Here is a 21,595-nt window from a genome sequence, read left to right on the forward strand (position 1 = left end):
TGAAAATATTTTTTATAAAAGCGAAAATACTAACATTGCTTTTTTACACTAAATTAAAGCGTAAATAGTATAACTAAAAATGCAAAAAAAATGCTGTTTTTATAATTTTAGATGCAGATGATAACGCAATTTTTAGCTTTTGACACCGGTATCATAAAAATTTTATAAATTAATTTATCCGCAGTTTTAAAGGTACCAGCTAACATTAAGCCCTAAAAATGAAATATTAATGAATTTTCACAAGTCCTGCCATATAAGCCCCGCTAAAATAAGTCCCGCTAATTACTTTTTATAATTATTCACTAATTGCTATGGCTTGCTTATCTCTAGAACAAATAAACCTTAAAAACAAAAAATCGGCCCTAAAGCCGATTTTGTACTAATTACAAACGTTGTTTAATTACTAAGCGCTAAACCGCCATTTAGGTTATAAACGGTTTTATATCCTAGTTGCATTAAGTTAATTGCAGCAACTTTTGAGCGGTTGCCACTACGGCATAATAAAATGTACTTGTTATTTTTGTTTAACTGGCCTTCAAATACCGCATTTGCCATTCTGCTAAGTGGTATATTTAATGTTTTTTCATCTAGCGTATTAAATAACTGAGCAACATTATTTGCTCCGTGCTCATACGGCTCCCGAGTATCTATTAAATATGTATCGCTGGTGTTTAACATTGTTTTAGCGTCATCAAAATTTAATTGCTGTGTATCAACCTCAGGTAACGCATTTACATAACCACACAATTGCGTGTTATTTACTTTTTTTGAAGCATCGTACTGCTGCTTTTGCACTGCAAATTCATCAACCGAAATACTGCCGTTCACTAGCGCGTTGAGTAATGGCGTTTGGCTTTGTTGTACAGCCCAGTTCATGGCAAAACATTGCTGGTAGTCATGCCCTGAGCAAATAATACTGCTGTTATTAAGTTGCTCACTTATTACTAAAATAGAGTGTGCCATTGCTTTTGCATCCCCACCTATAAGCGATGTATTACCAAGCCCTGCAGGCAATATTAAATCACCACAAAAACAGTAACGCGTTTCACCATTACTGTTTTTTAATAAATAACTTATGCTATCTTTGCTGTGCCCAGGTGTCGCTACTTTTTCAAGTACTTCATTTGCCAAACCAATATTTGCTGTATTTAACGGCCAACCTAGCGAATCAACCTCGCCTTTGACAACTCTTGATGCAAGAACGCTGGTAAGCAAATTAGTCGCAGACTCTCGCTCTTGATGAAGATGAGTATTAAGCACCGCTGATATAGTTAAGTTTTGTGTGTTCGCTATTTTTTCAAAACGCGGAATAAGCTCAATAATAGGGTCTATTATAACTGCGTGTTTATCATCGCTTACATAAAGCCAACTACATGCCCCTTGATGCCTAAATTGAGTTAAACCAAGCGCGCATACTTCTTGTTGTGGTGTAGTGCTGTCAGACACAATTAAACAGTTTGCTTGCAAAATTGCTTTTAATGCGCGAATACGCACACAAGCATCATCTATATCGTGCTGCGTTGCCGCTGGCCCAAACGATAGCCTAATCGCATTTTCGCTTTGCCACTTACTTGCCCCCATTGCATCTAAAACAAAACTTGTTGATGCGCCCGTACTACAAGCCGAGCCACCGCTTACGCGAATGCCCGCAGCGTCAAATAAATCAATCACTTCTTTGCTCGTTAAATCGTTAACAGCAAAGTTAAGTGTGGTTGGCACGCTATAAGCAAAATCATGATTGAATGTAATATCGCCAAAGGTATCTTTTATCGCGCTTTGTAACTGGCTTCGGTAAGCATTAAGTACGCTAACCGATTTAAACGTGTCGTCTGACTTATCAAGCAACATACTAAATAGCTTATTTAGCCCTGCAATACCGGGTAGGTTTTCGGTGCCCGATCGCATACCACTTTCTTGACCGCCACCCGCTATAAAAGGCGTGTACGCACTACCACTACGAATATATAAAAAGCCAATACCTTTAGGTGCATAAAGCTTATGTCCAGAAAAAGGGGCATAATCTATTGTTGTATCGCTCAGCGCGAGCGCTTGTTTACCGAGCGCCTGCACGCAATCAACCATCCACGATACATTTTTATTGCGACTACGAATTACCTGCTCAATAGCGGGTAAATCTTGATACACACCGGTTTCGTTATTAACAGCCATGGTGCAAATCATCAATGCGTTATCTATATGTTGTGCTATAAAATCTAAATCTAAAATACCGTTGCTATCAACCGGAATAGCAAGCACCTCAGCATTAACGTCAAGTACGCTATTCCAATGCTTAAGTGTGTTTGGCACCGCTTTGTGCTCAGTAGCGCCATATAACAATACGGGGTTTTTAATCGGGTGTTTTTTAGCCTCTATTAGCGTTGAAACCACCGCAGTTTGAATACCTTCTGTTGCGCCAGAGGTAAATAAAATATCGCCAATAGTTGCGCCAATAACCGTGTGTGCTTTTTGACGTGTTTGTTCTAATAAATGCTTGGCTTGAATACCTGTGATGTGCGGGCTTGAAGGATTACCAAAACATATTTGCATGGTATGAGAAACAACATCAGCTATACAAGGCAACACAGGGGTCGTTGCGTTTGCATCAAGGTAAACTTGTTTTACTGGCTCATCGTGCAATAAAAACTCAGACATTAAAAAACGCACCTTATTACTAAAAAATATATCTTATTACCAATAGTACATAAATTTACAGGTAATGAGTAATAATCAATTAGCACTAGAGATGCGTTTACTATTCTTTTTTAGACTAAAAGTCTGTTTACGTAACTATTCACTGAGCTCTTTACTTATCTCTTCATGCGTAGACGACCACGCTGTTATAAGCGCTTTTACTAATGAAGCCAACGGGATGGCAAAAAATACGCCCCAAAACCCCCACAAGCCACCAAAAAATAATACAGCGACAATTATAAACACCGGATTTAAATCAACCGCCTCAGAAAACAACAGTGGCACAAGTACGTTGCCATCAAGCGCCTGAATAATTCCATAAATAATTAAAATGGTCCAAAACTGGGTTTCTAATCCAAATTGAAACAGCGCAACTGCCGCTACCGGAATCGTAACCAGTGCCGCACCAATAAATGGAATTAACACTGACAAACCCACAAGCACGCCAAGTAACGCAGCGTAACGTAAATCTAAAACAGTAAATGCAATAAACGACACACCACCAACAATCAAAATTTCAAACACTTTACCGCGAATGTAATTCATAATTTGTTGATTCATTTCGTGCCACACTTGCAAAATTAAACGTCGTTGCTGCGGGATCAATTTAGCGATACTGCCCGTTAGTTCAAGCTTATCTTTGAGCATAAAAAACACCAGCAACGGCACAAGCACTAAGTAAATAAGCCATGCAACAACATCTTTTAAAGAGGTTAGTGAAAACGACAGTACAGCCTGACCAAACTCGATTATTTTAGCCTCTACCGTTGCAACAATAGCTTGCACTTGATCTATATTAATTAAACTTGGGTATTGTTCAGGTAAAGCCATTAAATAAGACTTACCCTGCTCTAACATATGCGGGGTTTCTTGCACTAAGTTACTGGTTTGCTTCCAAAGTACAGGGCCAATAACTAAAATAAGGGTGAGCATAATGCTAATAAATATCAACATTACAATAATCGTTGCAGTAAAACGTTTTAAGCCAACGCGCTCTAAATGAACAACCGGCCAATCAAGTAAATAAGCAATAACTAATGCCACAAGCACAGGAACAATTAACGAGCCAAAAAAGTAAAGTAAGGCAACGGAGGCTAGTAATAAAAATAATAAGGTAGACGAATGAGGATCCGAGAACTTCCTTTCGTACCATGTTTTTACGTATTCAAACATGTAATGGCTCCACTAATAACAACCCACGTTGTTTATCAAAATTGTAACTATAAGCATTTTTTTGCAAAAAACGTTCAATATCGTTCGCACTTTCACCTTTATTAAGACTAAAAGTGATGCGGTGTTTTGATGACTGTGCACTTCGTAGCGCAAGTTTAAACTGCACAAATTGCTGAGGACACTCAAACTCTTTTAAATCGCGCTCCACCATAACTACTTTATCCGTATAGTAAATGAATAATAAGTCCCATATTGTCGGTCTACGTATTTATAAAACGTGAACCGTTGTAACTTTTTTTTAAAACAACACCTGCAATAGTTTATCCTTATAACATAACTAGCAGTAAGGATAAGTTAATGCCTGGAACGCATAATAAAGCGCAACTACCAAGTAATCCAACACTCAAAGAGATTAATTGCTTTAAAAAATTTAATTGTATCGAACTGCCGAAATAGCTTTACTGAAATATACATCAAAAAACACCTCTGTATCGCTCTAAACCACATATTTATAGATAAACGTCTCGAGCTTTAATACAGCCTTTTGCGTAAAAATGTTATTGTTAGCCAACATATTAAGTAGTACATAAAATTATTACTTTTTTGCAGCGAGAATTGAACGTTGTAAAGCTTGATGGAGTCACAATGAAAGAACTATACCAATTGTGCGAAAAAGACAGCCGTGCAAGCAGTGACGAAATAGACATAGCCAAAATTGCAATTGGCGAACCAATTAACAAGGAATAAAATGCAGCTAAAATCAGCATTTATCACTTTATGCAGTGCCACGCTTACGTTTAGCTTATTAGTAAGCGAACCTTTAAAAGCGCAAACTAACTTTACTCTTCCTGATTTAGGAACGTCTGCATTACAAGCGCTGCCACTTGAAAAAGAAAAAGCTATTGGCGAAGTAATGATGATGCAAATACGCGGCTCATCGCCCGTTATAAACGACCCGGTGCTTGATGAATACCTGACCACTATTGGCCGTAAACTCGTTGCGAATGCTAACGATGTACGCTTTCCGTTTTCATTTTTTTGGATAAACAATTCAGAAATAAACGCGTTTGCGTTTTATGGCGGGCATGTAGGTGTGCATACAGGGCTAATAGCTCAAGCCGATAACGAGAGCCAGTTTGCCTCGGTACTTGGTCACGAAATTGCGCACGTAACACAGCGCCACTTAGCACGTAGAATTCAACAACAACAAGATAACAGCGCACTGACCATTGCCGGTATGATTGCCGGAATACTCGCAACCGTTGTTGCACCCGACGCGGGCATTGCCATTATATCAGCGAGCCAATCGCAATCTGCTTTTAGTCAATTAACGCATAGCCGCTCAGCCGAGCAAGAAGCCGACCGTATTGGTATGCAAACTCTTAATAATGCGGGTTTTGATGCACGTGCATCGAGCGAGTTTTTAACTAAACTTGCAGCGCAAATTCGCTATAAATACAAGCCACCGGCGTTTTTGCTGACTCACCCATTACCAGAGAGTCGTGTATCAGATGTACGATTGCGTGCAGAGCAGTATCCTCAGCGCCATATAAACGCGAGCCTTGAGTTTAATTTAGCAAAAAGTCGCGTACTGGCACGTTATTACAACAAACCAGAAAAAGCGGAAGAGCTATTTAGAAAGCTCCTTCGCGAAAATACCTACAACAACACAGCATTAAAATACGGTTTGGCTATTAGTTTACTTGATCAAAAAAAGCTTGATGAAGCGGCCCCAATGTTAGATGAGCTTTTAAAAAACGATCCTAAAAACCTATTCTATATAGATACTCATACCGATTTACTCATCGCACAAAAAAAAGCGGGAGAAGCCGTTAAATTTTTAGCTGATTTAAATCAGTATCGTCCTAATAATCAGGTGATTACGCTTAACTACGCCAACGCTGCACTTGAAGCTGAGCAGTACGAACTTGCTGAAAATATACTTAAAAGCTTTTTGCTTGAAAAGCCCGATCACAACCTGGGTAAACAACTTCTTGCTGATGCGTATAAAAAACAAGATAAATTAGCCTCTTACCACGAAGCAAATGCTGATGTATTAGCGCAATATGGTGCTTACTTAAAAGCCGCCGATGAAATCCAAAAAGCGCTTAATTTCGTAGAATCAACAGAGCTTGTAAAACAACAGCGTTTAAAAGCACTACTTACCCAGTATCGACTTTTACAAAAAGAGCTTGCGAGGCTTTAAGTCTGCAAGCGCTTACCCTAAAATAGACGCAATTCACACTTTGGAATCATTTTATGTCTGTTACTATTTACCACAACCCTCGCTGCTCTAAATCGCGCGAAACGCTAGCGCTACTGCAAAGTAAAGCGGTAGAGCCAAATATTGTAGAGTATTTAAAAACGCCTCTTAATCGCGAGCAAATATCAACGCTTGTAAGCCAGCTTGGTTTTTCATCAGTACGCGAACTAATGCGCACTAAAGAAGATGCCTACAAAGAACTTAATTTGAAAGATGAAAGCAGTGAGTCAGCATTAGTAGATGCCATGGTACAAAATCCAAAGCTAATTGAACGCCCAATTGTTGTTAATAACAATAGAGCAGCGATTGGTCGCCCGCCTGAAAACGTACTAAGCGTTTTATAATGAGTGCAACCATAGTGGTGTTATACCACTCAAGCCATGGCTCAGTTGAAGCAATGGCTCACGAAATAGCAGAGTCGATAGAGCAACAAGACGCTACAGCACTGCTTCGCACCTTTGTGGCTAAAAATGCACACGACATTGTGATCACCAAAGATGATTTAATTAATTGTGATGGTTTAGCATTTGGTACACCAACCCGATTTGGCATGATGGCCTCCCAAGCAAAAAGCTTTTGGGAAACCACCAGCGATTTATGGCTAAAAGGCCAATTAATCGATAAACCAGCCTGTGTGTTTTCGTCATCAAGCAGTATGCATGGTGGTAATGAAGCAACCTTACTTAACTTATCTCTGCCACTATTACACCACGGTATGATGCTACTGGGCGTGCCGTACGATGTACCCGAACTACTTGCAACACAAACGGGTGGAACGCCATATGGTGCAACACACGTTGCTGGCAGCGCTAACAGTGCACAACTAAGCAAAGACGAAATTAAAATATGCCAAAGCGTTGGTAAACGCCTTACTCACATTGCGAGAAAACTAAAATGAATACAGCTGACAACCCAGCTAAAAAGCCGATTACGATAAAATTCCAGCGCACAGCACTCTTTGGCTACATTGGATTATTTATTTTAATGCCACTGTGGATGTATGCAGTCCCCCCTCAAGAAGCCCCTCTTGATGTGGTGTCGCTTTTTCTACCAATCATTCCGTTATTACTCCCGCTTAGAGGGATAATAAAAGACAACACTTATACTTACGCGTGGGCTAACTTTATTGTAATGCTGTATTTTATACACGGGCTTACAATGTTATGGGTTGCACCAGATGAATTAATTTGGGTATTGCTAGAGCTTGTATTTGCCTCTGCTATGTTTATTGGTTGTACTTACTATGCAAGACACCGAGGACAAGAGTTAGGATTAAAAATCCGTAAGCTTAAAGAAGAACTAGCTGAAGAAAAAGCAGCAAATGAGCACGGTAAATAGCCTCTTATACCAATCTGCTTATATAAGGGGTCTATTTAACGTTAAGAAAATTACGCTATAACTAGGCAAAAATTTTTATATCTAGTTGTTCTAAATAAAAAATTTTTAACAACGTTATAGTGCAATTTAATTCGTTAAATTGATAAAATATTTATGCAGGTTGGTATTACTTAAACCGATTAGACCACCCATAAATACTATAAACAAAAAACGCGCTTAAATTACTTTAAGCGCGTTTTTTATTAGCTGTTTAAAAGTGACTAAACTAAATCACTTAAGGCAGCTAGCACCACAATACTCGCCAACCCTATTTGAGCAATTAAGCTAATAAACGAAAAGCCTCTAAGTACAAATAAACCCCAAGGGTGTTTAATATGTGGATATAACGCACAGCGTTTTAAGGTAGTCGCAAAGAAAAAACAAATCACTGCCGCCATAGATAAACTCAGCGTCAGCTCACTTTTAATGGAGAGTGTTTCATCAAAAAAGAAGAACAACTGCAAAGGCAGCAATATAGTGACAATAGCGTGCAGCACATGTACTTTTTTAATACGATCAAATTGCCCTTCCGGCGAAAGCTCTTTAATACCAAAGTCACGCTCTAAACATTTAACCAAGTTATTAGCTTTAATACTAACCGCCAAACGGTAACAACTTAAGCCTTCTTTATTGCGCGCTCTAAAGTTATAGCCCGCTTTAATAAGCAGCACCATTAACGATTCATTTTTAGCAAATACGGCATAATGAAGCGCTGTGTTACCTAAATCATCAACCGCTTTTTTGTCTTGCTTTGCAAGTAGCGTTTCAACCACATTTACAAAGCCTTTTTCCGCGGCCCACATAAAGGCTGTTTTATTGTTTTCATCAGCAAGAACACCGGTAGCGCCTTGCTCAATAAAACGCATTGCCATTGTTTGCTTGGCTGTTTTTTTACGTAGGTGCGTTAATAATGCTTTTTCTAGCAGTACAACAGAGTCAACATCAGGAGAAACCTGTGTAAGCAACGTAAAGTAGTCTTTCCCTGATGCCACTTTTTCGCTGGCAAGTTCACTAAGCATTTCTAAATCAGCAATAGACTCTGGAATATACGCACTTAAACGCTCTCTAAAGTCAACTTCTTTCCAAAGGGCTAATGTATCCTTTGCTGAAAGTTTACTGCTATTATTTAGCGCATGCTCAATTAACGTAAAATAGCGTTTACTAAAAAACAAATCGACTAAAGACAGTGGTGTATCTATGGTATTTTGTGCAGCCACACTTGCATATTTTTCAAGACGTTGACACAACATAAGTACTAAGCTTTCAGGGGTAAATTCATTATCATAGTAATGGCTTTTAACCGCACTAATATACGCTTGTCCGTCTTCGTCATACTCAGAAATATGTTGAAAGTAACATTCTTCAAATGGTTCTAGCGGGGTTAGCCATGCCAAGTAATAAATAGGCGGCAACACGGTGGTGCATACACCATCATCTTCATTTGTAGAACGACAAGCAGGCCAGGCTTCCAAAGCATCTAAAATAAAGGCACCGTTTTGTTCTACTAGTCCTTTAATGAGTAATGGGTATTCCTTTGGCCAAATCAGTACATTTTCCATTAAAACAACACAACTCCAGTGTGGCTTGGGGGGGTGGTAAGTTATATCAGTTTTTAGCTGACACCACGCTTAATCAAAGTGCCGATATTCTAGCACACCTTTGTTTTGCTGCTAGCGCAAAATTGAGCAATAACAACAATCCTTTAGGATTACAGTAGACAAGAATATAAAAACGGCCAAGTACATAAGTACTTGGCCGTTTGTGAGGTTGGGGTTGGGCTTAATCAGAGCCAGACAAATAGTCTATTTACTTTTTAATTCGCTAATAACTTGATCTAAACCCACTTCAGAAATGCGTTGAATAATCTCTTTTTGCTTAGCACTTAATAGTGAAATACCTTCGGCAACAATATCGTATACTTTCCACTCATCGTTTTTACCTAAACGAAGCTTAAAGCTCAAGTCGATTGTAGGCGCATTTGGCTCAATAATTTGCGTATTAACTGTTGCGTACTCAGAGTCGCTTTTTGCGTTGTTACGCTCAAATACAACTTTTTGGCCTGTGTACTTCATTAGTGCACCGGCGTACGTGCCTGTTAAGTAATGCTCTACTGCATCTATAAATTGAACAGCTTGCTCGCGCTCAATACCTTTAATGTGTTTACCTAATAATTTAAACGACACAAACTTAACATCAATGTGTGGCATTAAACGTTTTTCAACAATGGCAGCCATCGCATCTTTGCTAGCTGTCCCTTTTGAGTTTACTTGACCAATGTCTGCAAAAAGTTTATCTGCTACTGATTCTAATAACTGATCAGGCGATTGCTGAGCTTGTGCAAATAACGAACCACTAAAAAAAGCAGTGGCTAAAACGAATAGTTTAAAGAGTTTCATAATTGTATATGTCTGTGTGATTAAGATGGTTGTAATTTACCCGTTCTATACGCAACAAAAAAGGCACAAATAAGCAATTTATTAATGCTCAAATTGCACCAATTGAATAAACAATGAAAATTCAAGCAGTTACAAACCTACATTAACAGCCTATATACAACCGGCATTTTGTCCTCATTGTAATTGTTAACAGATCGCCCTTATCATTTAGTTATCACTTTGAACTAAACAAACAATTGGCACCTATGAAAACGTCACTTAAAACACTTTTTATCTCTTTAGTATTAGTAGTTTCACTTTTTGGCAAACTTGCTTTTGCTCAATCGAATCACGGTTATGCCGTTGATTTTCTTAAAGGCGAAGGCAACGTAAATGGCGTTAAGCTTGCGTATCAGTATCATGCGCCGAGTATGCAAAACCTTATTGGTGATGCACGCTTTTACTTTGAAACCAGCGTAAATATGTGGGAATACCGCCATGGCGATGAAACACAATCAAACCTAGTACTTGCTATGTCACCTGTACTGCAGTTTCCTGTATTTAGTTTTAACAATACCCCATTTTATGTAGAAGCAGGGATTGGTGTATCACTTATTGATGAAACGCAGTTTGCCGGTAAAAACATAAGCACTCACTACCAGTTCGAAGACCGAATAGGCCTTGTTGCCGACTTAGGTCACACTAACGTTGCCCTAAGAGTAATTCACTATTCAAACGCAGGCTTTAAAAATCCAAACCCAGGGCTTAACTTTTTAACGCTTTCGGTAGCTAGACGTTTTTAACGTTATTGATTGTGTTTAAAGTTATTGATTATGTTTTGAGTAATTTAATTGCTGTTATAGTGTAAAACAGTCACACTTAAAGTACTAAATATTAAGTGATACTGCGATGCAAACTTGGCATATTGTAATTATTGTCGCCGTTGTTTTTGCCATTATTATTGGTAATATTGCGCTGATTAGACTCTCTGCAAAAACTGAGTTTAAAAAGTCCGGCGCCAATATAAAAAATACAACAGACACAAAAAAGCCCTGATTAATCAGGGCTTTTTAATACGTGCTAAACCTAGCCTACTAACCAATGCGCCATCAGCGCAATAACAGGTAAAGTAATTAGCGTTCGCAAAATAAATATAATAAATAACTCTAAAATATTTACCGGTATTTTACTGCCAAGTAAAAGTGCGCCCACCTCAGACATATAAATAAGCTGAGTTACACTCATTGCTGCAATAATAAAGCGCGTTATATCACTTTCAATTGTACCTGCTGCTAATATTGATGGAATAAACATATCAGCAAAACCAACCATAATAGTTTGTGACGCGGCTGCCGCTTCTGGGATTTGCAATAACTCTAAAAATGGCACAAACGGCATACCTAAATACTCAAATATAGGCGTGTGCTCAGCAATGATCAGTGCAAATGTACCTACGGCCATAACCACAGGCAGTACACCAAATACCATATCAAGCGCGTTGTGTACGCCCTCTTTTATAGTGCCTTTAACACCTGTTGAGTTATCAGCTTTAGCTAATGCAACATCTAACGAATGGCTAAATAAAGTTTTATGGCCCGGAATTGTCTCAGCGTCTCTATCTGGTTCAGTGCCATCAATTAGTAAATCTTTTTTAAAGCGAAGTGGTGGTAATCGCGGCACAATAATAGCGGCAACAATACCGGCTAAACATACCGTTGCGTAAAACGGAGCAAATAGGTATTCAAGTTTAACTTGTCCAAGCACCACTAAACTAAACGTAATTGAAACCGCTGAAAACGTAGTACCAATAATAGCCGCTTCACGTTGTGTATAGTGTTTTTGATCGTACTGCTTTGCAGTCATCAAAATACCTACACTACCATCACCTAACCATGATGCAGTACAGTCAACCGCGCTTCTACCCGGTACGCCAAATACAGGGCGCATGACTTTAGTCATTAACGTACCAGCAAGCTCTAGTAGACCAAAGTTAATTAATAGCGGCAGTAATAAGCCCGCTAAAATAAATACCGAAAACAACACTGGCAATAAGTCATTTAATACCAGCGCGCCAGTATTGGCCGAGGTAATCATCTCGCTGCCTAAACTTAAGTACGTCATTAAACCAAACGCCATACCAAATAAGCGCACCACCAGCCATGTCCAGCTCACATCAAACAAATGCTTTAACAAAGGTGAGTTACATATAGCGGCGGGTTTAAACACTTTAGTAATTACAGAAAGAACCCCTGTAATACAAATAATGAGAGTAATAATTGCTTGACCAGAGCCAAGCATCATTGCTTGAACTGCTTTTGCCATAACAGCAATAGGAATGGTCATCCCTTGCGAGGTACTAATTGGCGTCATAAATAAAAACACACCAATTAACGAAGGAACCAAAAAAGTAAACCAAGTGCGCCACGTATAGTGTGAACGTTCAGGTAGCTGAGACATATTTTTTAACCTATAAAAACCACAAAAAGAGCATAGCGCTCTTTTTGTGGTAAAACTTATTATTATTTAAATTTTAATGCCGCGCTGAATGAGTGCTGCTTCTAATGCTTCTTGTAAACCATTCATAGTACCTGGTTCAAGCGTTTCGCCTTTGTCATCCATCCACGTTAAGCTAGTACCGCCTTCTTTAGTTTTACTTACTAAAATTTGGTATTGGCCTTCATCAATCGGTAGTTGAGCTACCTCATCACCCCAAATTGAATCCCATACACTACTTTCAGGTTTAGTATAATCAGCAGTAATTAAGCCAGTATCTGGGTTAACTTCAACAATAGTGAACGACAAGCGCTCTAAAAACCCAGAAAAACGATCAAACACAGCGTCGTAAGATTGCTCAGTTACAAGTGCTGCATTACCTTTGTTATCAAAGCCCATTTCAAGAGAAATAATACCTTGGCGTTTACGCATATCAACTTCAAGTTGACGGTAACGGTAATCAAACTCGCTCACTACTTGGTTAAGCGCACGAACTTCTAACTGCTGTTTAAGTAAATCGGTTAGCGTTTTATCACCTTTAAAATCTATCAGCTCTACACGTAAAGACGCTGTACGCTGATGTGATTTTTCTTCAATAGTGAATCTAAACTTTTCTAAGTCATCGTTTACTTCATCGCCCCACCACCAAAAACTTTCTTCTGTTTTAATGATTGAGTACCAATCGGTTTCAATTGTCCCTAAAAGCTTATCTTCTTTAATTGTGCCTGCGTTATTCTCAGCAAGTACCGATTGAATCGTGTCCCAAAGAAACTCATCTAAATCAGCAATGCCATCGTTTTTATCAAAATAAATACGCGCTTGTTTATCTGCTTCTTCTACCCAACTGCCTTTTGCAATTGTTAATACTTGTGCCGGTGGGCGGTAATTTGTAGCTTCAGGATTGTTGTCGTATTGACCTACGTCCATTTTATAAACTGGGTCTTGAGCTGGTTGAGATAGCGACGCTGGTGCTTTTACAGGCTCATGCGTGCGATAGTTACGCTCGTCATGTGCTTGATTAATAAATACACTACACCCTGATAAACTTACCAATACACTTACTGCAAGTGCTTTTGGGATCCAATACTGCACAGATATTTCTCCTTAGCAAACCCTTTAATTGTTTTAACAAATATATGAGTGGGTAATGCCGATTTGGTTCAGTGTAAAATCAATATTAACTTTACATTTATTATTTGGCTGCCTAAATGCAATAAAGTTCAGTACTTCAACTTAGCGATAAAACTAAGCGCAAATAAGCAAATTTTAGCTATGGTACTTTCCCGTGCCAGTAAAAACAAGAAACACCGCACTTTAAAAGCGCTTAATTAGCCCGCATTGTAGTTTAGAGCCCTTTTTGTGTTAAACTTCGCCGCCGTGCAACCTCTCATGTGTATTTTTGGTGTTGCCAACTCGGTTGATATAATTCAAGTAACAAGGTATTTGAACTCATGACTACATTTTCAAATCATCAAATTGTTTTAACAGCGATTGGCGAAGACAGACCCGGTATTGTAAGCGAACTAACCCAACTGGTTAGCGATTGCCACTGCAACATTATTGACAGCCGCATTGCAATTTTAGGCTGCGAGTTTACCTTTATAATGTTACTCAGCGGCGATATGTCGGCAATAAGCCGCATTGAGCACGGACTGCCAACCAAAGCTATGGAACTTGGCCTACTAACCATGATGAAGCGCACAGCAAGCCATACACCTGAAGAGTTTTGTGCAGGTTACACGCTTGAATACACAGGCATAGACACTCCCGGCACACTGAGCAAAGTAACGCGCTTTTTTGCCGACAGCAATATTAGCATTTGCTCGTTAAAATCAGACACATTCGATGAGCTAGTCGATACCAAAATGCGCTGTGAAATCGAATTTAATATTCCGGTTGATGTAGATATAGATCAATTTAAAGTAAGTTTTGAAAACCTTTCTCATACACTAAACGTAGATTATATTTATAAACGAATTCGTTAAGGATGCTAAACATGAACACAATTAGTCCATTACAAGCTGGCGATACTGCACCCGCTTTTAGCCTACAAAACCAAAACGACGAAACAGTAACATTAAGCGAGCTGTTAAAAGAGCAACAAGTGCTTGTGTACTTTTACCCTAAAGCGTCAACACCGGGTTGTACTGTACAAGCCGAAAACCTACGCGATGAGCAAGCACAGCTTGCTAAATTTAACACCCGCGTTGTAGGCATTAGCCCAGATCCAATTAAGCGCCTTAAAAACTTTGAAACTAAAAAAGAACTCAACTTTGATTTATTAGCCGATGAAGACCATGCCATTGCTGAAGCATTTGGCGTATGGGGCTACAAAAAGTTTATGGGTAAAGAGTACGATGGCATTCACCGCCTAACGTTTTTAGTAGGCCAAGACGGTAAAATTAAACACCTATTTGATAAGTTTAAAACTAAAGATCACCACCAAGTGGTTTTGGATTATTTAGCTGCGGAATAAGTTAGCTGCAGAGTAAGTTAGTGGTTGGGTAAATTAGCTACCCGCTATTAGACAAATACAGAAAAGCGTTGCTCAAAGGCAACGCTTTTTTTATGCCTATACATTTTCGCTATGTAAAACTTATACCAACCTGCTTATATATGGGGTCTATTTAACGTTAAGAAAATTACGCTAGAACTAGGCAAAAATTTTTGTATCTAGTTGTTCTAAATAAAAAATTTTTAACGACGTTATAGTGCAATTTAATTCGTTAAATTTATCAAAGATTTATGCAGGTTGGTATTAATATAGTAATCGAATAAATAATTTGTTAAAACTGCTAAAGCACTTATTATTAGCCCCTTACCAATTGGATATTTAAACCTTGAATAAAAGCCTAAAATTTAAACTTTATTTAACTGCCTTAATCATCTGTATTATCGGTTTTAATTTTTCAGAGCCAAGTATGCAATTTTACTCAAATCCGTTTTATATCGGTAGTTTCGTTTTTGCTATTGCACTTATAATCTCTGTAATTAATTACGCCTGCCCTGCCTGTAAGAAAAACCAAGTAATGCACTCTATTTCTAGTTATAAGCTCCCCACTAACAATTGTTATAATTGCGGGAAAGAGATTGATGAGAAAAGTAATTAAGTAGACGGAGTTATTACTGGTGGGTGTGGTAGTCAGGATTATTCACAAATCCACCTGGTATATATTAAGTTGTTGTAGTGTATTATCAACCGATACAAAGTTTGGAATAGTACCAACTAAACTTGCGCCTGATTTTAAAGCAATTTTAATACTAGCTACATTTTGTTCTAAGCATCTAAACTCAATGACTTTAGCGCTTGTATTTTTGAGTATGTTTGGCACTCTTGTAATTACTTGACTGATAATACCATTGCCTTGTGCATCACTACTTAACCAGTAACCAAGTTCCGCTACATTCAACTCAGGACAAATAGACTTAACTGCAAAAACACCACTCAGATTATCTTTATAATAAATTTTAAACCACCGCGAACCATTAAGCCCGCTGTTTACTCTGTCGAGTATGTACTTTTTAGCTGATTCAATATTGTTTACCCCTTCTACCCAAGGCAAAAATTCACCTAAACTTGCCCGACTTAGATTAACAGTCTTTAAAATGTCCGCAGCATCGCTTTCCACTAAAGGAGCTAATTTAATGTGTACTGCAATTTCGATATGCAAGTGCTCTTCCTTGTGAGTATTGATTTTATAGTCATAAATTTAAAGCTAAAGATCACTATTAAGTAGCCCCTAGCTTATTTAATGACTGAATAGCCTTTGAGCTATTAAAAAGATACAGAAAAGTATTACTCTAGGGCAACGCTTTTTATGTTAGTTACTAAAAAAGCATGTTCAAGGTATGAATATGCAATCGATAGTTTTGATGCATGAAGTCAAGGCTTGATGCCTTTGGTTTCTACAGATTTCAATAAGTAAGCGTGGAAATTCATTAGATAGTTACATTTACCTAAGTAGTTAGGGTAAATGTAACTTATTCAAAGTGATAATTTAATTTTGAATTGTTATTTGAGCATTGCTAAATAATTTAGAAGCAATTAATTCATTCTTTGCTTGGCTAGGATCAGGGGTAAATAAAATGATACGAAGATCTTTCTCTGCCCTAGAAAAACTGACATAGGCTAAATTTAAGCTTTTGGTTTTTTGACCATCTGTTGGTTCTTTTCCAGCCGCTAGGGGAGTTAACAATTTAGAAAAGCTATAATTATTCCAACTTGCTTCAGTATCATCAAAAACTACAAGAACCTTACTAAATTCATCCCCTTTTACACCATGCTGTGTACTATAAGGTGTCAGCTTAAGTACAAAGTGCTGATATTTGGTAAGTTCAGAAGTCTTAAGCTCAAAGAATAGATCTGCTAACCAATCTCCTTTTTCTATAATATGTTCAACCTCATTATAATCCTCAACTCTAGGCGATCTTTCTAGATGATCGGTTAATTTTTCAGATGAAGAAATAATTTTATATTGAATAGCTATTTGTAATATTACCCGTATTGTATTTTCTGTCCAGGCTTTGAATAATTGATTAATAGCAATTTTTAATTCATCAGATACTTGTTTCAGTGTCTTATGTTCACTTTCTCCTGTAGGGTCTAAAAGCGGGCTATTCTTTCTCATTATTTGTGTTATTTCGGCCCAATCATTTTGCTGAAAAGCCTCCATTAATGGAATGATTGTCTCAACAAAAGGACGAACTAAAAAATGCTTTCCTTCTTTGAAAGCATCTTCCGATGATTTTGAAGAGTAAATACCTGTAAATAGTCTATTAAGTGAAGAGAAACCTAAACGGTGAGCTATCATTTGTCGAGTAAGAAACAATCTCTTTACATCATTATCCTGTGACCAACCAAAATGCAATAAAGCTTTATCAAATTCTTGTACAGCATCTTCTTTTTGCTGCTCACTATATGTTTTTCTATTACCTTCACCAGCCTTTGCTTTTATTAAGCGGATTTCCACACTGCCAATAACATTTTTATTGCCAGGTTTTTGCTTTAGTTTTGGACGAATAGCATTTAAAAGTTTAATAACTTCAATTGAACACCTGAAATTTTCTTCTTTATTTATAAGTTCTGCACCTTCAGGGGCTGAAAATTGCCCAGCCCTTTTTTCGTATATTTGTTGCATAGGATCGCCAAAATAGCCAATCATTGGTAAGCCATCATTAGCAGTAACTGCATTTAATGCATCTATTACATTAGGGAAAGTATCTTGAGCTTCATCTATAAATATATAAGGATAGTTTTGACCAATAATTTTTTGTAAATTTTCAAGCCGTAAAATCATTAAAGAGGAAAGATCTATTACATCATCATGGTCTAAACGGCCTGAAGCATAATCACGACGACCACTATCATCATAATGAAATGTACTAACTGAATCTATTACTTCTAGCGCACTTTCTAATCGAATCAACTGTTTTCTGGCTTTTTTAGCTTCTTTGCTATTCCCTCCATTATCATCTTTTCTTTTCTTAACTATTCTTCCAGGTAGTAACTCTGATTTAATGATGCTCTTTATATCTTTCTGATATAACTTGACTAACGACCATAGAAAGCCGTGTATTGTTGAAACCCAAAACAAATCATCTAAATCAGTTCGCTTTTTAATAACTTCCACAGCGGCATTCGTGTAAGTAATACAAGCTACTTTCTGTCCTTTAGATCTTAATGTAGAACCAGATGTTGAGCGCACATATGCAAGTGATTTGATCAATGATCCTGTTTTTCCTGAACCAGCCCCCGCTACAACAGTAAAGTTATTTGTATTATCTATACAACGCTTAATTCTCTTATCTGCTATTGAATCTTTAAAAAACATTATTTATTCCCAACAGAGGCAATGTCATCTGGTTTTACACGTTTTAATTCTTTAGATAGCCATTCTAATCCTTCAGATATATAGCTAGGAACAATCCAGTTATTTGAATTTTCAATTTGCTTAAGAGCAAATTCAACTTTCTTAAAGTTAAGACTAACTTCGCTGAAGACATGCTCATAGTCTGCTTCATAATCCAATTTGTCGGGTAGTGCTATTAAAGCATCAATTTTACCACTTCTAATATTAACAAAATTTTCATAAATAAAAGCCTCTTCAAACGTTCTGGGGGTCATCATCTTATTGTCGCCATAACAAAGCACTGAAACAGGTTGCTGAAATGTGACATATAAAGATGAATTCAAAACTTTTTTATCTTCATTTGTCATCGAATTTAAATAAGTGATTTTCGTTTTTTCTTTATAAATAGCTTCTTCTTCCGACTCAGCCTTCTTAAATGTTTTTTTCCAACCAAGTAATAAAGCTTTTATGGATGCATTACTCGTGACTGAGTCAACAGTATCAGCTCGACAAGATTTACGGTTATTCGATGGGTCTACTGAGTCTAGATCTGTAATTATTAATGTAGGTAAATTCAAGAACCTAAGTAGAGAAGCAAACTTATGAGAATAAGCTCCACCAAGCTCAAGAATTGTGATGTATGCTGATTGTAACTCATCGAAATGGGTTTTGATTATTTGGGGCATCAATAATCGTTCGACAGTACCCTCTATCAGAATAATAGCATCAGAAAAAAACAGATCACAATGAGTTAAAGCCAAATACTTCTTTAAAAACTCCAAATTCTCTTGTTCATCTTTATCGAACTCAAACTGAGCCAAATTTAGAACTTTGCTTGATTGTAGTTTCGATATAGAGGTCTTAGGTAAATTACAGCGTTGAAAGTACCTAATAGAACTGAAATCAGATTCAGCAATTATATGAGATGAATGAGAAGTAATCACAAGCTGTGGAACGTGCTTAAGGCAACCAAGATCTTCCGTTGTTCTTTTAATAACATCCCTAATTTTTCGTATAAACACCTGCTGTATCTGAGCATGTAAATGAGCCTCAGGTTCTTCAATAAATATCACTTGGCAAAGAGGTCTATTAGTTTCAGTATTAAACCACTGAATCTGAAAGTGAGCTATTTGTATAGCCATGAATATTAAATTTTTAAAGCCTAAACCATTATACGCTTCTGGTAATGCATGATTTGTATCTTTATCAATATATGTTAAAACAGCACTACCACTCAAAGCCTGTTCAGCATTAAGGTTTGAAATTATCTGTAATTCACGATCATTAGTTGCTGGAAAGCCCAAATCGCTTATGGTTTTTATAAGCGAGCTAAACTCTTGTTTATAATGCGAAGATAACTCAGTATTGCTCTGTTCAATGACTCTTTGTGATTCAATACTGTTTTCGTGCTTAGATAAATTACTTTCGTAGAAGTCCGTAAATACATTAGATAATCGATTACTTCTCGACGTACTATCATCATCAATTTTACGTTGGGCTTCAACGTAATCAACTCTTAACAATGAAGATAATGTTGCTTTCCCATCCATTTCATCTAAAGGGTGGATACACAGTTCGTTTTCTTTGATCTTTTCGAGTTTAAAATACTTTAATGAAAAGTGTTTTTTTAAATTAGAATCTAGACTTAAATAATGAGATAACGTTTTTTGTTGAATAGTATCGTCTTCCTCAGGTTTTTTAGCCCGTGGATATACTTCTAAGTATGACTTATATAAATATTCAAGATCTTTAACTGAAAAGGATAGCCTGACTCCTACTTCTGCGCGTAATGAAGCTAAATCCGGCAAAAATTTAGCAACACTGCCATAGTTTGTTGACGGATCAATTGTAAACCACAAATCTAGCTCAATAGTTGGTAGTTTTATATCATTAGAGAAACATTCTGTTGAGCCAAAAGTGTCGAACTCATGAATTAGATTTGACGGAAAATCATGAATCTTGAAATCACCTTTGCGTGAAACAAAAAGTCTAAAAGCAGCTGTAGCGGATGTTTTACCAGAGTTATTTGCACCCACAAATATAGTATCTTGATCTTCCAGAGGAATATTAACATCCTCTAATCGACGAAAATTTCGTAAACAGTATCGATTTAGATACATATTCTATCCTTAGATTTTATATTTAATTACATCAAAAATGCGACGTTTTTATTAAGCAATAACCTAACTTATTTTATCAATACCCACAAGTGAAACAAGACCTTGAATCAAAAGAAAGCCAAAGGGTCAAATCTTGACTTCATACATCATAATTAATTAGCTGTTGATATTCGCAAAAACTCAAATACGTTACTATGTCGGATGGCGATTCGCTTATCCGACCTACGTTTTCAAATATATAATGCAGGTTATTGGGGGCGTGGGTATTGCAGGTTCGTTGGGTTTCGCTGCGCTCTACCCAACCTACGTTGTTTGTCTTATAAACCAGAGGGATCAAATCTTGACTTCATACTTTGACTGCCTAGAAAGAACGATAGCCGTTCCACTAGTCCCTAATAAGACTCACCTACTGCGTATTGTTGACAGTTTTTTAAACCATTTCATACATTAGCGCTTGAAGTTTTATTAATTTCAAGCGCTTTAATTAATATGAACTAAGTTTCTTATTTATTTCTTTAATTCGTTGCATCGTCCGCGAATTGAATAAAAACCCTGGCTACTGTGTCGTTCAATTTCTGAATAACCTGAAGTACAAAACTTGCTGCTTGCTAATTCTTTTTCTAATGCGACTTCTAATTGAGTATAAAATTTACTGCTTTTATCTGTTCCTGTCTGGTCACTATTTTGATTTCGATCTCCACGGCCACCACCATTTCTACCTTCACGCCCACCACCCTTTCTACCTTCACGACCAGAAGATTCTTGCTTATTTCGTTCTTTAAACTCTTTAGAAATTGAAAATTCTTTTACGTTGTTTTGTGCAATATTAGTATTGAAGTAGTATTTATTATCATCTCTTTTGGCGTTTGATGTACACCCTAGCAATGAAAGCAATAAAAGTGCTATTAAGTGATTTTTGTTCATTTGTGCATCTCTCTTTATTGTAGAAGTCATAAAATGCTTATAAAGGCGGAAAAAAGTAAGCTAAAGTTAACAACTTTAGCTTGGATTACAGCGTTGAAATATTCGAGTAAAATATTGCCTAAAAGAATACAACTATAAGAAATCATCACTCAGATCAACCCACTTAGCCTACATAAGGTTATTGTAGTGGTCAATAAAATTTGCCCACTGTTTTAAAGCCAAAGGTAAAGCCAAAAGGGTCAAATATTGACTTCATACATCGCAATTAATTAGCTGTTTATATTCGCCAAAACTCAAATACGTTAGGGTGTCGGATGGCGCTTCGCTTAT

Annotated in this window: 19 protein-coding genes; 8 read left to right on the forward strand and 11 right to left on the reverse strand. The window is 37.3% G+C overall.

The genetic code is table 11. The features are described from left to right. Positions 1–396 precede the first annotated feature (396 nt). From PX700_RS01910 to PX700_RS01920, 3 genes are all read right to left on the reverse strand, one after another. Complete coding sequence (locus tag PX700_RS01910; protein ID WP_479519689.1) at positions 397–2,652, reverse strand: aminotransferase class V-fold PLP-dependent enzyme; 2,256 nt, start codon at positions 2,650–2,652, stop codon at positions 397–399. A 135-nt stretch (positions 2,653–2,787) separates the two neighbouring features. Continuing rightward, positions 2,788–3,864: an AI-2E family transporter gene (locus PX700_RS01915; RefSeq protein ID WP_479519690.1), complete on the reverse strand. Its 1,077-nt coding sequence runs from the start codon at positions 3,862–3,864 to the stop codon at positions 2,788–2,790. Further along, positions 3,857–4,075 carry a hypothetical protein gene (locus PX700_RS01920; RefSeq protein ID WP_165741202.1) on the reverse strand — a complete coding sequence of 73 codons (219 nt, stop codon included), beginning with the start codon at positions 4,073–4,075 and terminating at the stop codon, positions 3,857–3,859. The genes PX700_RS01915 and PX700_RS01920 overlap by 8 nt, the downstream gene beginning before the upstream one ends. Positions 4,076–4,612: 537 nt before the next feature. Between PX700_RS01920 and bepA the strand changes: the two genes are divergently transcribed. The 4 genes from bepA to PX700_RS01940 are packed head-to-tail and all read left to right on the forward strand — an operon-like array spanning position 4,613 to position 7,465. Next, positions 4,613–6,070, forward strand: a complete 1,458-nt coding sequence (gene bepA / locus PX700_RS01925) for a beta-barrel assembly-enhancing protease (RefSeq protein ID WP_479519691.1) — start codon at positions 4,613–4,615, stop codon at positions 6,068–6,070. Between the two features lie 53 nt (positions 6,071–6,123). Further along, entirely contained in the window at positions 6,124–6,471 is a 348-nt protein-coding gene (gene arsC / locus PX700_RS01930; RefSeq protein WP_479519692.1) for an arsenate reductase (glutaredoxin), read from the forward strand. Beyond that, positions 6,471–7,025, forward strand: coding sequence for an NAD(P)H:quinone oxidoreductase (wrbA, locus tag PX700_RS01935; protein ID WP_479519693.1), 555 nt, complete (start codon positions 6,471–6,473; stop codon positions 7,023–7,025). The genes arsC and wrbA overlap by 1 nt, the downstream gene beginning before the upstream one ends. Further along, positions 7,022–7,465, forward strand: a complete 444-nt coding sequence (locus PX700_RS01940; protein WP_479519694.1) for a DUF2069 domain-containing protein — start codon at positions 7,022–7,024, stop codon at positions 7,463–7,465. Before wrbA ends, PX700_RS01940 begins: the two co-directional genes overlap by 4 nt. A 260-nt stretch (positions 7,466–7,725) precedes the next feature. Here the strand turns inward: PX700_RS01940 and PX700_RS01945 are convergent, their stop codons facing one another. Both PX700_RS01945 and PX700_RS01950 read right to left on the reverse strand, forming a co-directional pair. Next, on the reverse strand, positions 7,726–9,063 hold the full coding sequence (locus PX700_RS01945; RefSeq protein WP_415638410.1) for an ankyrin repeat domain-containing protein: 1,338 nt from the start codon (positions 9,061–9,063) through the stop codon (positions 7,726–7,728). Positions 9,064–9,306: 243 nt separating this feature from the next. Beyond that, on the reverse strand, positions 9,307–9,900 hold the full coding sequence (locus PX700_RS01950; RefSeq protein WP_415638409.1) for an MlaC/ttg2D family ABC transporter substrate-binding protein: 594 nt from the start codon (positions 9,898–9,900) through the stop codon (positions 9,307–9,309). A gap of 245 nt (positions 9,901–10,145) precedes the next feature. Here PX700_RS01950 and PX700_RS01955 point away from each other — a divergent pair, with 245 nt between their 5' ends. Together PX700_RS01955 and PX700_RS01960 are read left to right on the forward strand one after the other, a co-directional pair. Continuing rightward, complete coding sequence (locus tag PX700_RS01955) at positions 10,146–10,682, forward strand: acyloxyacyl hydrolase (protein WP_415638408.1); 537 nt, start codon at positions 10,146–10,148, stop codon at positions 10,680–10,682. Positions 10,683–10,788: 106 nt separating this feature from the next. Further along, entirely contained in the window at positions 10,789–10,935 is a 147-nt protein-coding gene (locus PX700_RS01960; protein WP_415638407.1) for a DUF2897 family protein, read from the forward strand. A gap of 30 nt (positions 10,936–10,965) precedes the next feature. On the opposite strand, the gene PX700_RS01965 is transcribed toward PX700_RS01960, so the two are convergent. Both PX700_RS01965 and bamC read right to left on the reverse strand, forming a co-directional pair. Then, positions 10,966–12,336, reverse strand: coding sequence for a YjiH family protein (locus tag PX700_RS01965; RefSeq protein WP_479519695.1), 1,371 nt, complete (start codon positions 12,334–12,336; stop codon positions 10,966–10,968). Between the two features lie 66 nt (positions 12,337–12,402). Next, the gene (gene bamC, locus PX700_RS01970; protein WP_479519696.1) at positions 12,403–13,464 is read right to left on the reverse strand and encodes an outer membrane protein assembly factor BamC; all 1,062 of its coding nucleotides are present in this window, start codon (positions 13,462–13,464) and stop codon (positions 12,403–12,405) included. A 359-nt stretch (positions 13,465–13,823) separates the two neighbouring features. Here bamC and PX700_RS01975 point away from each other — a divergent pair, with 359 nt between their 5' ends. Next, complete coding sequence (locus PX700_RS01975) at positions 13,824–14,357, forward strand: glycine cleavage system transcriptional repressor (protein ID WP_479519697.1); 534 nt, start codon at positions 13,824–13,826, stop codon at positions 14,355–14,357. 11 nt (positions 14,358–14,368) lie between these two features. Beyond that, positions 14,369–14,848 carry a thioredoxin-dependent thiol peroxidase gene (gene bcp / locus PX700_RS01980; RefSeq protein ID WP_002963124.1) on the forward strand — a complete coding sequence of 160 codons (480 nt, stop codon included), beginning with the start codon at positions 14,369–14,371 and terminating at the stop codon, positions 14,846–14,848. Positions 14,849–15,524: 676 nt separating this feature from the next. Here bcp and PX700_RS01985 read toward each other — a convergent pair. The 4 genes from PX700_RS01985 to PX700_RS02000 all read right to left on the reverse strand — a co-directional run bounded on the left by PX700_RS01985 (position 15,525) and on the right by PX700_RS02000 (position 21,265). Next, positions 15,525–16,043 (reverse strand): GNAT family N-acetyltransferase, encoded by a 519-nt coding sequence (locus PX700_RS01985; RefSeq protein ID WP_479519698.1) that lies wholly within the window; start codon positions 16,041–16,043, stop codon positions 15,525–15,527. Between the two features lie 327 nt (positions 16,044–16,370). Beyond that, a complete protein-coding gene (locus tag PX700_RS01990; RefSeq protein WP_479519699.1) occupies positions 16,371–18,203 on the reverse strand; it encodes a UvrD-helicase domain-containing protein in 1,833 nt (610 codons plus the stop codon). Then, complete coding sequence (locus PX700_RS01995; RefSeq protein WP_479519700.1) at positions 18,203–20,341, reverse strand: ATP-dependent nuclease; 2,139 nt, start codon at positions 20,339–20,341, stop codon at positions 18,203–18,205. Before PX700_RS01995 ends, PX700_RS01990 begins: the two co-directional genes overlap by 1 nt. A gap of 507 nt (positions 20,342–20,848) precedes the next feature. Then, positions 20,849–21,265, reverse strand: coding sequence for a hypothetical protein (locus PX700_RS02000; protein WP_479519701.1), 417 nt, complete (start codon positions 21,263–21,265; stop codon positions 20,849–20,851). Positions 21,266–21,595: the final 330 nt, after the last annotated feature.

The organism is Pseudoalteromonas sp. TP27, from assembly GCF_056470645.1.